Origin of the sequence: Picosynechococcus sp. NKBG042902 (assembly GCF_963864045.1) — a bacterium.
In the GTDB taxonomy this organism is placed as follows: Bacteria; Cyanobacteriota; Cyanobacteriia; order Cyanobacteriales; family MRBY01; genus MRBY01.
On sequence record NZ_CAWLTV010000076.1, the window covers coordinates 89,982 to 103,397 of the forward strand.

At 49.5% G+C, this 13,416-nt stretch carries 14 protein-coding genes and 1 pseudogene; 3 read left to right on the forward strand and 12 right to left on the reverse strand.

The genetic code is table 11. The features are described 5' to 3' along the window. Window positions 1–18: 18 nt before the first annotated feature. The 3 genes from AACR41_RS14375 to AACR41_RS14385 are packed head-to-tail and all read right to left on the reverse strand — an operon-like array spanning window position 19 to window position 1,544. Window positions 19–219, reverse strand: a complete 201-nt coding sequence (locus AACR41_RS14375; protein WP_012305911.1) for a hypothetical protein — start codon at window positions 217–219, stop codon at window positions 19–21. Window positions 220–272: 53 nt separating this feature from the next. Further along, window positions 273–476 (reverse strand): sulfur carrier protein ThiS, encoded by a 204-nt coding sequence (thiS, locus tag AACR41_RS14380; RefSeq protein ID WP_030006071.1) that lies wholly within the window; start codon window positions 474–476, stop codon window positions 273–275. Then, a complete protein-coding gene (locus tag AACR41_RS14385) occupies window positions 477–1,544 on the reverse strand; it encodes a thiamine phosphate synthase (protein WP_030006072.1) in 1,068 nt (355 codons plus the stop codon). A gap of 144 nt (window positions 1,545–1,688) precedes the next feature. Between AACR41_RS14385 and AACR41_RS14390 the strand changes: the two are divergent. After that, window positions 1,689–2,346, forward strand: a pseudogene (locus AACR41_RS14390) (7-carboxy-7-deazaguanine synthase QueE). Beyond that, entirely contained in the window at window positions 2,347–3,024 is a 678-nt protein-coding gene (gene queC / locus AACR41_RS14395) for a 7-cyano-7-deazaguanine synthase QueC (protein WP_030006073.1), read from the forward strand. 57 nt (window positions 3,025–3,081) lie between these two features. Here the strand turns inward: queC and grxC are convergent, their stop codons facing one another. Further along, a complete protein-coding gene (gene grxC / locus AACR41_RS14400; RefSeq protein ID WP_030006074.1) occupies window positions 3,082–3,348 on the reverse strand; it encodes a glutaredoxin 3 in 267 nt (88 codons plus the stop codon). 205 nt (window positions 3,349–3,553) lie between these two features. On the opposite strand from grxC, the gene AACR41_RS14405 reads away from it, so the two are divergent. Beyond that, entirely contained in the window at window positions 3,554–5,593 is a 2,040-nt protein-coding gene (locus AACR41_RS14405; RefSeq protein ID WP_030006075.1) for a cation:proton antiporter domain-containing protein, read from the forward strand. 43 nt (window positions 5,594–5,636) lie between these two features. Here the strand turns inward: AACR41_RS14405 and AACR41_RS14410 are convergent, their stop codons facing one another. The 8 genes from AACR41_RS14410 to AACR41_RS14445 all read right to left on the reverse strand — a co-directional run bounded on the left by AACR41_RS14410 (window position 5,637) and on the right by AACR41_RS14445 (window position 13,371). Then, window positions 5,637–6,215, reverse strand: a complete 579-nt coding sequence (locus AACR41_RS14410) for an HPP family protein (RefSeq protein WP_030006076.1) — start codon at window positions 6,213–6,215, stop codon at window positions 5,637–5,639. A gap of 263 nt (window positions 6,216–6,478) precedes the next feature. After that, a complete protein-coding gene (locus AACR41_RS14415) occupies window positions 6,479–6,754 on the reverse strand; it encodes a MoaD/ThiS family protein (protein ID WP_012305919.1) in 276 nt (91 codons plus the stop codon). Between the two features lie 103 nt (window positions 6,755–6,857). Next, the gene (gene thrC / locus AACR41_RS14420) at window positions 6,858–8,165 is read right to left on the reverse strand and encodes a threonine synthase (protein WP_030006077.1); all 1,308 of its coding nucleotides are present in this window, start codon (window positions 8,163–8,165) and stop codon (window positions 6,858–6,860) included. 233 nt (window positions 8,166–8,398) lie between these two features. Further along, entirely contained in the window at window positions 8,399–9,949 is a 1,551-nt protein-coding gene (gene kaiC / locus AACR41_RS14425) for a circadian clock protein KaiC (RefSeq protein ID WP_012305921.1), read from the reverse strand. Between the two features lie 182 nt (window positions 9,950–10,131). After that, the gene (gene kaiB, locus AACR41_RS14430; protein WP_030006078.1) at window positions 10,132–10,446 is read right to left on the reverse strand and encodes a circadian clock protein KaiB; all 315 of its coding nucleotides are present in this window, start codon (window positions 10,444–10,446) and stop codon (window positions 10,132–10,134) included. Window positions 10,447–10,512: 66 nt separating this feature from the next. Then, window positions 10,513–10,797 (reverse strand): hypothetical protein, encoded by a 285-nt coding sequence (locus AACR41_RS14435; protein WP_315862008.1) that lies wholly within the window; start codon window positions 10,795–10,797, stop codon window positions 10,513–10,515. Further along, window positions 10,748–11,428, reverse strand: a complete 681-nt coding sequence (locus tag AACR41_RS14440) for a circadian clock protein KaiA (protein ID WP_229364845.1) — start codon at window positions 11,426–11,428, stop codon at window positions 10,748–10,750. Before AACR41_RS14440 ends, AACR41_RS14435 begins: the two co-directional genes overlap by 50 nt. A gap of 161 nt (window positions 11,429–11,589) precedes the next feature. After that, entirely contained in the window at window positions 11,590–13,371 is a 1,782-nt protein-coding gene (locus AACR41_RS14445; RefSeq protein WP_030006079.1) for an ArnT family glycosyltransferase, read from the reverse strand. Window positions 13,372–13,416: the final 45 nt, after the last annotated feature.

A 13,416-nucleotide genomic window follows, 5' to 3' on the forward strand; every position in this document is an offset into this window, starting at 1 on the left:
AACCAAGGTAAAAGCAGTCTAAATTTCGTCGGGGATTACCCATTTGGGGGGTTCCATCATTTTCTTGAGGCGCGCTGCTTCGGCGATTTCGTGCATTTTGTCGATGGAGACGGTCTGCACAAATTCGCTGGCTTGGGCCGCATATTCTTTGTTGGGGCAGTCTTCCCCTAGGATGCAACCATTGACGCACTCAACGGCACAATTTACGGTTTGACTCATTTTTCGCTCAAGGAGTTGAAGGTGTGTTGCTTTGTAGTGTAACGGTTTCAGCCTCAGCCACCACCAACAATGGTGACAATTTCTAGGCGATCGCCTTCCTGGATCAAGGTATGTTCCCACCGCTGACGGTGCAAAATTTCGCCGTTGTATTCCACTGCCACGAGGCGCGGGTTCATGCCCAATTGTTCAAGGCAACTGGGTAGAGATAGTTCACTCGCAATAGTTTTTAGTTCACCATTCACCCAAACATCGATCATTTATGCCGTGGCCTCCTCAAGGTTTTGTAGGGTTTGTTGGCGGTGTAATTGGGCCGCAAAAAACTGGGCTGTTAGGGTTGAGTCTTCACTCTGCATCAGGGCCCGCACCACTGCAACCCGTTCGGCTCCGGCGGCCAGAACCTCGCCGAGATTTTCGGTGTCAATGCTGCCAATCGCAAACCAGGGCACAGGACAATTTTCCCTGGCATAGCTGACATAACTGTGACCCGCAGCGGCTTTCCCCGGTTTAGTAGGGGTTTCGTACACGGGGCCAACGCCGACATAATCCGCCCCTTCTCTCAATGCTTTTTCGAGTTCCTGGGGATTGGTGGTGGAACGGCCAATAATTTTATCGGGGCCAAGGAGTTGGCGGGCAGTGGCAATGGGTAAATCCGTTTGGCCGAGGTGAACGCCGTCGGCATCCACAGCTAGGGCAAGATCCACACGGTCATTGACGAGAAATAGGGCATGGTAGCGATCGCATAATTTTTTCAGGGCGATCGCATTGGCAAAACGCTGTTCGTCGGGGGTTTCTTTGTCGCGGTATTGGACGATTTCAACGCCCCCCTGGAGGGCCGCTTCGGTCACTGCCAACAGCTTTTCGTGGGGAGAAGTCACCAAATAAAGTCGTGCTTTTTCGAGACGTTGTTTGAGTTGGGGGCTAAAGAGTTGACTTTCGAGGGTATAGACCTGATACCGCATCTGTTTACAGGCGATCGCCATCTCCGTTTTGTAGAGTTTGGCGTATTCTTCTAGCACCCGGAGCGCTTCTTCGACCCGACAAAGATTGGCCCGGAGCAAATGATTAAGATCCGTGCGGCTTTCTTCCTGGGGATGGCTGAGGCTGGTGCCTACATCGTTGGACGTATCCCGTGCGGCGCGTAATTCGTCGTGGTGCCATTGGGCCAGGGTTTGGCGCATTTCCTTGCAACGGGCGGCCAGTTCAGCATGGTTCAGGCCAAATCGAAACCATTCTTCAACAATGCGCAGTCCCTCCCTGGCTCGGTCAAGGTTGGCATCGAGGATGCGAAAAATAGCGGTGGTATCGGTGGAGGCAGGTTTAACCATGGTGACGGCGCACAAAACAGAATCGGCAGGCAAATTCTTACTTTATCGCATCTCCTAGGGGATCTCTGGATTTTGCCCCGGAGACAGGCGATCGCCTTTTAGAATACAGTAGTAACCCTGTGTTATTTTCTGTTGCCCAAGGCCATGGCCCTTCGTACCGTACCGCGACCCTTGCTTGATTCCGCTGATTCTTTAGAGATTGCCTCCGTCACCTATCCCATCGTAGAAACCTTTCATTCGATCCAGGGGGAAGGCTTTTGGTTTGGCACAGCAGCTTTTTTCATTCGCCTCGCCGGTTGTGATGTGGGTTGTCCCTGGTGCGACACCAAAATTTCCTGGAATCCGAAACGTCATCCCCAAGTTTCCGTTGCCGAACTCAAACAACAGGCGATAGAAGCCCAGCCGAAGATCATTGTCATTACGGGGGGGGAACCTTTGATGCATGACCTTTATCCTTTGACGATTGGGTTGAAAGAAACGGGGATTCCCCTCCACCTAGAAACCTCCGGTGCCCATCCCCTCAGCGGTCATTTTAATTGGCTGACCCTTTCGCCAAAACCCTTTAAAATGCCATTGCCGGAAATTATATGATCATGTCAGTGAATTAAAGGTCGTGATCGACCAAGCCACGGATTTTCAGTGGGCCGAAACCCAAGCTCAAAAAATTGCCGCAGAGATTCCGCAATATCTCCAACCCCAGTGGGAAAATCCTGCCAGTCAGAGCCTTATTTTCGACTATATTTTGGCTCACCCCGAATGGCGTCTTGGTCTGCAAACCCATAAGTTCCTGGGGGTGCGCTAGATGAAACGGGCTGTTGTTTTACTCTCCGGTGGCTTGGATTCGGCCACCAGTGCCGCCCAGGCGATCGCCGATGGCTATGAAGTGTTTGCCCTTTCCTTTCGCTATGGTCAAAAACATAGCCGAGAATTGGTCGCCGCCCAGAAAATTGCCGAACATTTAGGGATCACCGAGCATTTCATCATGGATGTGAATTTGTCCCAGTGGGGCGGCTCTTCCCTAACTGACGTTAACCAAGCGATCCCCCAAAGTGGTGTCCAGACAGGGGATATTCCCTCGACCTATGTCCCCGGTCGTAATACGGTATTTTTGGCGATCGCCCTTTCTCTCGCTGAAGCAAAACAAGCCGAAGCGATCTACCTGGGGATCAATGCCGTGGACTATTCCGGTTATCCTGACTGTCGCCCCGAATATCTTGCCGCCTACCAGAAGTTAGCGGATCTTTCTTCTAAAGTTGGCATCGAAGGTCACGCGCCCCAATTGGTTGCGCCCCTTGTGCTTGATACCAAAGTAGAAATTATCCAAAAGGCCGTGAAATTAGGGGTTCCCATTGCCGAAACTTGGTCTTGCTACCAGGGGGGAGAACATCCCTGCGGCTTATGTGATTCCTGCCGCATCCGGGATGAAGCCCTGATCAAAGCGGGTTATCCAGAGCTAACGAGCCAGAACATTCAAAAATAGCCAAACAAAAACCCCCAGACTGCCGCCGAGGGTTGGGGAAATTAGTGCTGGTCAAATCTAAGCCGCCTGCATCAGAAGATCGTCGAGTTTGCCTTGGTACTCTAGTTCATGGAGATCATCACAGCCGCCCACGTGCTGATCGTTAATAAAAACCTGGGGGAGACTACTGCGGCCATTGGCTCGGTCTGTCATGGCCTCCCGCGCTTGGCGATCGCCATCAATGCAATACTCTGTATATTCCACTTGTTTACTGTCGAGGAGATGCTTGGCCCGGATACAAAAAGGACAGGTGCTCCAAGTATAAATTTCAACGGTTGCAGCCATAATTTGGATTTTTCTGAAATGTAACAATTTATTTCAAGTTTAACGTTTCCTGGGCCTAAAAGCGGCGATGCCCTTTTCTCTCTGTAGGGAAATTTGAGCAAGCTTAAGGGCCAAAATTCCCTGTTTTTGCCATAAAATCGACAATTTATTTTCGTTATAAACTTCTTCCGCTACACTGGGAGGCTAGCCTTTTTCTCGGACTGCCATGGTTGCCGAATCGATCCAATACATCACAGAAAATCCGATTTTTACGTTTATTCTGCTGCTGTTAGTGTCCCTGACCATTCCCCCTATTTTTGAACGGCTGAATTTACCTGGCTTGGTGGGCTTACTCTTCGCAGGGATTATCCTTGGTGAAAATGCCCTAGGCCTCCTCGACTCAGAGAGTGAAACGATGGTTTTATTCTCGGAAGTGGGCAAAATTTACCTGATGTTTGTGGCCGGATTGGAAATTAATTTGGCGGAGTTTCGGAAAACCCAGGATCGCTCCATTGGCTTTGGTTTTCTGACATTTATTGTGCCGTTAACGATGGGAACGGTGGTCGGCCTAAGTTTCGATTTTGGTTGGAATGCGGCAATTCTTATTGGATCTTTATTGGCTTCTCATACGTTGCTGGGTTACCCAATTATTAACCGTTTGGGGATTCTCAATAATGAGAGTGTAACGGTCACGATTGGCGCGACGATTTTTACGGATATTGCCGCTCTCTTGGTGCTGGCGATCTGTGTGTCGATTCACCAGGGCGATTTTTCAACGGCTTCTTTGGTCTTGCAACTGGCATTATTGGTGGGCTACGGAGCCTTGGTGCTCTTCGGTCTGTCCTGGCTTGGTCGAGAATTTTTCCAGCGCAATGGGGATGAAGAGGGCAATCAATTTTTATTTATTTTGCTGGCTGTCTTTCTCGCGTCAGTGGGTGCCCAGGTGATCAATGTCGATAAAATTGTGGGGGCTTTTTTGGCGGGTTTGGCGGTCAATGATGTGGTCGGCAAAAGCCCGGTAGAGGAAAAAATTGAATTTGTGGGCAGTACGCTATTTATTCCGTTCTTCTTTGTGGGGATGGGGTTATTGCTCGATATTCCGGCATTTATTAATAATTTGCTCTATGAGTTTCCCCTCACGTTTTCGATTGTGGGTGGGTTGTTGTTGTCTAAATTTATTGCAGCGGCGATCGCCAAACAAATTTATCGCTATAGCTGGGCCGAAACCCTCACGATGTGGTCGTTGTCGATCCCCCAGGTGGCGGCAACCCTGGCGGCGGCCTTGGTTGGTTTCCGGGTAGGACTGATCAGCGAATCGGTATTTAATGCGGTGATCGTACTGATGCTAGTCACTTCGATGCTGGGGCCGGTGTTAACCCGTCGCTTTGGTCGTTTATTACCCAGTAGTGGCAAGGATATTGCCCTGACAACGGTTAAGGTGTCGCCATCGACGGATCGGTTCAAAATTGTTGTGCCCATTGCCAATCCCAGCACCAAGGATTATTTGCTCGAAGCAGCAGGGCTTTTAACCCGCATTCGTCAAGGGGTTGTGATGCCTGTGTCGATTGTGACGGGCCACGCCCACATGGATGATCCGGCAGTGATGACGGGGATCGACCGGAGTCAAAGCTTACTCCAAGAGGCGATCGCCCAGGGGGAGCAACTGCAAATTACAATGCAACCGAAAATTCGCATCGATGACGATGTGGCCGCCGGGATCAGTCGCGTGGCCCGGGAAGAAAATGCCAACTTAATTTTGATGGGCTGGGGGAAAACTGAGGGTCTCAAAGCAAGGCTCCTGGGGACTTTAATTCATAATGTTTGCTGGTCGGCCCATTGCCCAGTAGCGGTCGTGCGTCTCTTGGATGACCCGAAAAATTTGCGGCGAATTATGGTGCCCTTCAAAGGGATCTCAGCCCAAAATTTACAGATGGTGCAATTTGCTGAACTTTTGGCGATCGCCAACCAAGCCGAAGTCACCGTCTTCCATGTGTGCGAAACCTGGATGACCAAAGACCAACGCAACCTACTCAAAGCCGACCTAGAAAATGCCCTGCAAAATGCCGGAATTACCACCAAAATGCAGATTCGGATCATCCGTTACCACGACGTGGCCAAGGCAATTCTCCATGACGCCAAAGACTTCGACCTTGTCATTCTGCACTCTACCCGTTACCGTACCGCCGGAGGCCTAGCTGTGGGCGATGTCACCACAAAAATTTCGAGCCAAATCCAAACATCCGTCGTCATTTTCAACGAACTCTAACCCTCATTCGCCTAACAAAAGTAGTGTTTTTTTAAAGTTAAACCTAAAGCCAGTGCTTCGGATAAGGACGTCCCGGCACCACACGACTAAAAATTACCGTCAACCACACAATCAACACAGAACCGCATAAAGCAGGCGTCAAAATAAATTGCCAGGACGCATGGCTCAAAATACCAATTAAGGCTACGGCCCCCGAAGGCGGATGGACGGTTCGGGTCAGTTGCATGAGCTTAATCGTCACTGCCACCGCCAAACCCATGACCCAGGGAGCATCTCCGAACAAGTGAAATAACACCACACAACTGCAAGCCCCAATTACATTCCCCACGATCACGTTGCGGGGCTGGGCTAATGGACTATCCGGCACCCCAAATACCAGTACGGCCGTGGCCCCAAAGGGAGCCGCAATCAAAGGATAGGAACTATAAACCGAGATGTAAGCCAGGGTCGAAATACCAATAAAACTGCCTAAAAATGACAAACCAATATGTTGTCGGGAGAAGCTGGGTTGATGTCTACGGCTCTGTTGCAGCGTATAAAATTTGCGTCGCCACCGCCTCAGAATTGCTGTATTAGAACGTTTTTTTAATCGAATAGATGCCCGCCGGGGAAATGATGACATAAAACTTCCAATCAAGATCGATAGGATTGCTGGATTTTAATAACTTTGCTCCATGCAATTATTTAAATGTATCATGACGTTCTTGCATTTATGGCTTTTTTATGAGATCAATTTTTAATTTCAAGGTCAACTTTTGCTTATGAAGTCAGCTAAAAATCAGCCTATTTTTGATCGAATCAAATGTCATCAACAAATCAAAAAATAAAAAACGAGGGAAGTATTCTTCCCCCGTACAAAAGCATTCATGGTTATTACTCGAAACTTTAGCCCCCTGCCACAGCGGGTACAATGCTGACCTCATCACCGTCATTTAGAGCAGTATCGACACCGTTCAGAAAACGGATATCTTCTTCATTGACGTAGAGGTTTAAAAAGCGTCGAGGATTGCCCTGTTCATCACAGAGGCGAGCCTTAATGCCGGGGCAGTTTGCTTCTAGGGAATCGAGCAATTCTTTAATGGAAGAACCAGCGCATTCAACGGTGGGTTGATCCTTCGTAAACTTTTGGAGGGGAGTTGGAACTAAAACTTTAATTGCCATTTTGAGTCAGACAAATTTTTTTAAAACTAAACGATAAGGAACAGGGATTGGGTCAGATCTACCGTGCAGTGACAATGAGAAAAGACCCAATTTAGAACAGCAACTATACCAAAGTTTGCTGCCACTCTAGACGCTCGAGGGTGCGGGCACGATCAAGAGCCTGCTCGAAACTTTCCAGGTTCGCTTCGATGGTGAGGGGTTCACCAGCAGCATTTTGTACTGCTTCTTGGGTCTTGAGGCCGTTCCCAGTGATGTAGACGACTGTCTTCTCGTCGGGGTTGATCTTGCCTGCTTCTACGAGTTTTTTCAAAACGGCAATGGTAGTGCCACCAGCAGTTTCGGTGAAAATGCCTTCGGTTTCAGCAAGGAGTTTGATGCCGTCAACAATTTCAGCATCGGTGACGTCTTCGATGTTGCCGTTGGTCTTGTTGGCGATTTCTACGGCGTAGACACCATCAGCAGGGTTGCCAATCGCAATGGACTTAGCGATCGTGTTGGGCTTCACAGGAGTAATAAAGTCACGGCCTTCTTTGTAGGCCTGAGAAATGGGAGAGCAACCTTCAGCTTGGGCACCGCTGAAACGAACCGCTTTGTCTTCAACAAGACCGACTTTGACGAATTCGTTAAAGCCTTTGTAGATCTTGGTGAAGAGGGAACCGGAAGCCAGGGGCGCAACCACGTGGTCGGGGAGTTCCCAGCCAAGTTGTTCGATGACTTCATAGCCGAGGGTCTTGGAACCTTCGGAGTAGTAGGGGCGGAGGTTGATATTCACGAAGCCCCAGCCGTGGGAGTTGGCAACTTCAGAACAAAGGCGATTCACCTGGTCATAGTTGCCGTGGACGGCCATCAGAATGGGGTTGTAGATCAGGGTGCCGAGGACTTTCCCTGCTTCGAGATCGGAAGGGATAAAGACGCAACAGTCTAATCCGGCATGGGCGGCGATCGCCGCTGTGGAGTTTGCCAAATTACCAGTGCTAGCACAGGAAACGGTCGAGAAACCTAATTCGCGGGCGCGGGTCAGGGCAACGGATACCACCCGATCCTTGAAACTCAGGGTGGGCATATTCACCGCGTCATTTTTGATGTAAAGCTCCTTGATGCCGAGACGACGGGCCAAACGGTTCGCTTTGAGGAGGGGCGTAAAGCCAGTGCCCACATCAATGGGTTCTCCGACAACGGGCAAAAATTCTTTGTAGCGCCAGATGGACTTGGGGCCAGCTTCGATGCTTTCACGGCTTACTTTGCTGGCGATTTTCTCGTAGTCGTACTTCACTTCGAGGGGGCCAAAGCAAAACTCACACACGTGGAGGGCTTTGGGTTCGTACTCAGCGCCACATTCCTTACAGGCGAGGGCGGTGAAGTTGGCGGTGTCGAGGGAGGCGACGGCGGTATCAAGGGTTGCTTGCGTCATTAGGGTTTTCTCCGTTTCCATGAATGCTGAATGCTTAATTGAAAGCCATAGTAAACAGTTCTAAAATTGTCGTCAATCATACCCGATAAAAATAGTCGGGATTAAATCTGTGTAAAAAGAAAGAGGCGATCGCCTCTTTTCTCCCAAAAATATTCTCCCCTGGGGGAGATGCCGCTAGGCAGAGGGGGTTAATTCCCTTGGGAGAGATACCCACAGGGTAGAGGGGGTAGGGGTTACTCCGGCAAGGTCTTATCCTGTACACCCCGCATAATCCGCGACAACTCCGACTTCTCATCCACGGCAATCCGGGTCGGCGAACCACTAATAATCCGTTCGTAGTTTCGGAAAGAATCCTTAATTGCTGCCCCACCTTCACTGATGGTGTATTCCCGAATGCCCTTGTCATGCCAAGATCCCCGCATCTTAAAGACGTTGATCGCCCGGGACATCTCGCCACGAATCTCGACATATTGCAGCATCAAAATCGTGTCCGTAATCGTCGAAATGTGGGATTCCGTAATCGAGTGGGCCCCCATAAACTGATCCGTTGTATTCGTAAAGAAGCCCGTGATCTCTTCCTGTTTCGCGTAGCCCGTTACCCCAATCACAAATTGGCGGAACGCATTATTGGTCACGCCCCGCGCTAACGCTGATAGTGAGTCAATCGCAATTCGGGACGGCTTAAATTCAGAAATTTCTGACTTAATCATCTGTAAGTGATCCTCCAGGCCCGCCGACTCTGGATAGGAACAGAGTAACTTGAGCAGCCCTTTGCGTTCCATCTCCTCAAAATCAATCCCCCAGGAAGAGGCATTACGCGATAACTGTGCCCGGGACTCTTCATAGGCAAACAGGATCGCCCGTTCGCCGCGCCGACAACCTTCTTCGAGGAACTTACTTACGAGTAAAGTCTTTCCGGTACCTGTGGCTCCCGTGGCTAGGATGATCGAATCTTTAAAGAAACCGCCGCCGCACATCTTATCCAGGGTTTCCACCCCAGAAGAAATCCGTGCATTAGAAGACCGCTGGGTCAGACGCATTGCCCCCAGTGGGAAAATATTGATCCCGTCGTTGGTGATCGTGAAGGGATATTCCCCCTTCATGTGGGTTGTTCCCCGCAGCTTAAGGATTTCAATGGTGCGTCGCCGCCGTTCCCCTTCTAGGACATTCCGCAGGATCACCACGTTATCTGAGACAAATTCTTCGACCCCAAACCGTGCTACAGGGCCATATTCATCCAGTCTTTCCGTGGTCATGATTGAAGTGACCGCAAGGTGTTTCAATCGCGCAACCAGGCGAAAAATTTCCCGCCGGACGACGGGGGCAGCATCATATTGCTGAAAAACCGCTGTCACCGAGTCAATGGAAACAAGCTTGGCATTATATTTACGAATCGCGTATTGAATCCGTTCAATCAAGGCAGATAGATCAAAGTTACCCACCACTTCCTGACCATCGGGATCTGGGGAAGCATCGAGAATAAATAACTTACCTTCATCAACGAGACTTTGGAGATCCCAACCGAAACTATGGGCGTTCTGAATAATATCCCGGGGAGATTCCTCAAAGGTGACAAAAAGCCCTGGGTAATCGAAATGCTTGATGCCATGGTAGAGAAATTGGATTGCCAATAAGGTCTTCCCAGTCCCCGAAGTACCACTCACTAGGGTTGTTCTGCCGGAGGGTAAACCACCATGACTAATCTCATCGAGACCTTCAATGAGGGTGCGGATTTTTTGGACGCCTTTGATGGCACCGTTATTAGAGGAGGTGGGCTGATTCATTACGACTTAGGGACTGGAGATATAAATAAAAGAATGAAGAGATTTAACTAGGGTTGTCCTAATGCAGGGAGAGCAAGCGCTTGAAACGCCATCTTTTTGGACGGCATAGCCTGATGACCCAACGAGACGAAGGAAGTATACAAAATCAAATGGCTTTATCCTACTAGAAAGTGCTCCTGTTCTTAAAGCTCTTCTTCCCGTTCTAAAAACTCTTCGTAAAGGAGATCGAGACCAATCAATACTTTTTCTCGGTCGGAGAGGTCACCGATGATCTTACGGACGGGAGGTGGAAGCACTTTGGAGAGGGTTGGTGTCGCCAAAATCTTATCTTCTTCGGCTAGTTGGGGGTTTTGGAGGACATCAATTACTTTTAGGGCATAGACCCCTTTAAAGTCAGTTTCTAAAATATTTTTTAAGGTTTTGAGGGCGCGGACAGAGTTGGGGGTATTGCCAGCCACATAAAGCTTTAAAACATAAGTTTTCTTTAGGAGGTTCATAGACAAGGCTGATGTGGGTAGGAATAGGGTTAGGTGCTAGGCGTCGTGGAGGGGAATGATTTCATCCTAGTCTATCCGAAATAGAAGTTCAAAAGGTAGATCTTCACGGGGGATAGAACGGCGATACATTTCACACAAGTGGGCGACGATATCGATGAGGGTAAGGCGATAGTCTAGGAGGATTTCTTCGCTTCTCCCTTCAAGTTTGAGCTGTTGGGCGAATTCGTCCATTAACTTCATGTGAGTTTCGAGGATATAGGAGACAGAAACATCGGCAAAAAAAGCCTGATTGACAAATTGATCAATGGCTTGATTTGTGGGGAGATCGCCACTGAAGTAGCTTAGGACAATAGTAGCTTAGGACAATATCGCGATAATCGGCGACAAATTGCTCACGGAATTCTTGCTGTTCTTCGGGGGAAAGACTGCGATAAAAATATTTGGGATTGCGCTTGTAATAAACGCCGAGATAGCCTAATCGTTCCCGTAATTTTTCGGCGAGACGGCGCTGTTGTAGCAGTAAAAAAGCTTGGTGGGTTTTATCGGGATCGCTGTGGTGGGGATCTTGGGGTTTGTCGCTCAGGGCACAGCTTGGGGCGAGGTGCAAAAATTGGGCGATCGCCTGGTCGATGGTCAACGATAAGTTTTCGAGATTGGTAAAATCTAGGTATTTTTCGGCACTATGGTAAAGCTGCTCGGAGACATCTTCTTGGGAAAGTTCACAGGCGGTGGTCGGCCCAAGAAAGACACAGGGGAGTAAAATTCCACTCTGAGTTAAGCGCTCAAAATAGTCTTGGTTTTCTTTCCCTTGAACAACCACAAGGCAGTCAATTTGTTCTTTATTTGCCTCAAGAAATGCCAGGAATTTTTGGCCATAGTCAAGGAGCTTGATCTGATAGCGATCGCCTGTCAATTGAGCTTCAATTTTTCCGGGTTGAAAACCAGGAGGTGTAACTAGATAAAGGGAGAGTTTAGAAACCAAAGTAGACCGACCAACATCGAAATAAGCTTAAGTTAAAGGATAGCTTTCTTTTAATAATGGGACAATTATAAAGATAAGCTTAATTTTTTTGCTTGCTTGGGGTTACGGTAACATCTTTTGTCAAAATAGGCTGAGATTTTACCGGAAATTTAGCGCCAGCATTATTTTTGTACCCGCAACAGTTCGTAGGGCGATCTTTCCAGGAGGAGATCAAGGGTTTTGTCCCCTAGGGGAAGTTCTGGGCGGGTGGATGTGCGCACCACCAACAGAAAAGAAGAATTGGCCTGGGTTAAGGTGCTGTCGATGGCGGCGAGTTCCTCTTCTTTATCATCGTCAATAAAGAGAATATCTTGGCCTGTATAGAAGACGAGGCTCGGCTTTTCAAAACCCACCATCATCACTGTTTCGTCAGGCCGCTGCTGGGCTGTAATGGTATCGGCAATTTCCCGGAGACTGGCTTGGCGAGCTTGATCCAGCAAAGTGCTGGCCGGTAGTAAAACAAGGACAATAAATGCCACCATAATCGCCCCATTAGCTAGCCAGATCCCCAGGCGCGATCGCCACACACAAACCGCAAGAACAACCGCCCCCAGGAGCCAAATCCCACAGCCCCACCAAGCAAGGTTTGATTGGGCATAGGTCGTAGCCAGATCCGGGGCCGCAGGATCATAACCAATGACTTGGGGGCTATAGATCATAAACCCGCTGAGAATCAGCAACAGCCCCACATTGGCGATCGCACTCCAACGGAATCCTGTTGAGGGTTGCCGGGGCGTTTCAATAACATGGCTGAGAAACAACGCCACCAAAATTGCGGCGGCGGGCAAGAGGGGAATTGTATAACTCGGTAGTTTGGTGACGGCGATGGTAAAGAAGCCAAAAATCACCCCAAACCAAATGCTTGCAAAGACGGCAAGGTGGGTAGAACGCGCCTCCTGACGCCAACGGGCCGGACGATGTAACTTGAGTCGGGCGATCGCCGCTGGTAGATACACAGACCAGGGCAAAAACCCCACCAATACCACTGGAAAATAAAAATACCAGGGAGCATCGTGGCCATTGACCACCCCCGTAAACCGATCAAAATTGTGGTAACCAAAAAAACTATCAATGTACGCTTGGCCATTGCGAAGAGTCACCAGGACAAACCAAGGTAAGGCGATCGCCGTGAAGATCAAAGCCCCAGTCAAGGGTTTCGCTTCCCCCAGCAGTACCTCGCGAAACTTGCCGACATAGAGCAAAAAGAGCATGATCACAAGTCCCGGCACTACGATCCCCACCGGCCCTTTGGTCAAGACTGCACAGGCAAATAACGCGTAAGCCGCCATGTACCAGCTATTGGGTAACCAGCGATTGATCGGCTGTCCGCCGCTACCATAGCCATAGAAAAAACAAATCAAGCCCCCACTAAAGCAGCCATTAAGGAGCATATCGGAGACCCCCTGCCGCGCCCAGACAATGGTTTGTAAGTTCAAGGCGATTAAGCTACTGCCGATCCAAGCCGCCAGCCAGAGTTTGCGTTGGGTATTAGGAGCTTCGGGATTTTGGGCCGCCGTTGTTGTGCCAAAACCAAACTGACGCAGCACCACAAAAACCAAGACCATTAAACCAAGGGCCGCAAAGGCAGAGGGTAATCTGGCCCCCCAGGCATTCACCCCAACAATTTTGTAGGCGATCGCCATCAGCCAATACACCAGGGGCGGCTTATCAAAGCGGGTGGCATCGTTGTAATAGGGCGTAATCCAATCCCCTGTGGCTAACATCCGTCGGGCCGCATCCGCAAACATGGGTTCCGTTTCATCCACGAGGCCCACAGCGCCAAGCTGCCAAAAAAAAGCGAGTCCCCCCAGGAGACCCAAGGCGATCGCCGAAATGATCCCCGTGGTTTTCGGGAATTTCTCATAGCTGTGGTACCAACGACGAACAGAATCAAGGGGCGACATGGGCAAATTGGAGGATTTTAAGTAAAAAACTTCAGCGATTGTAAC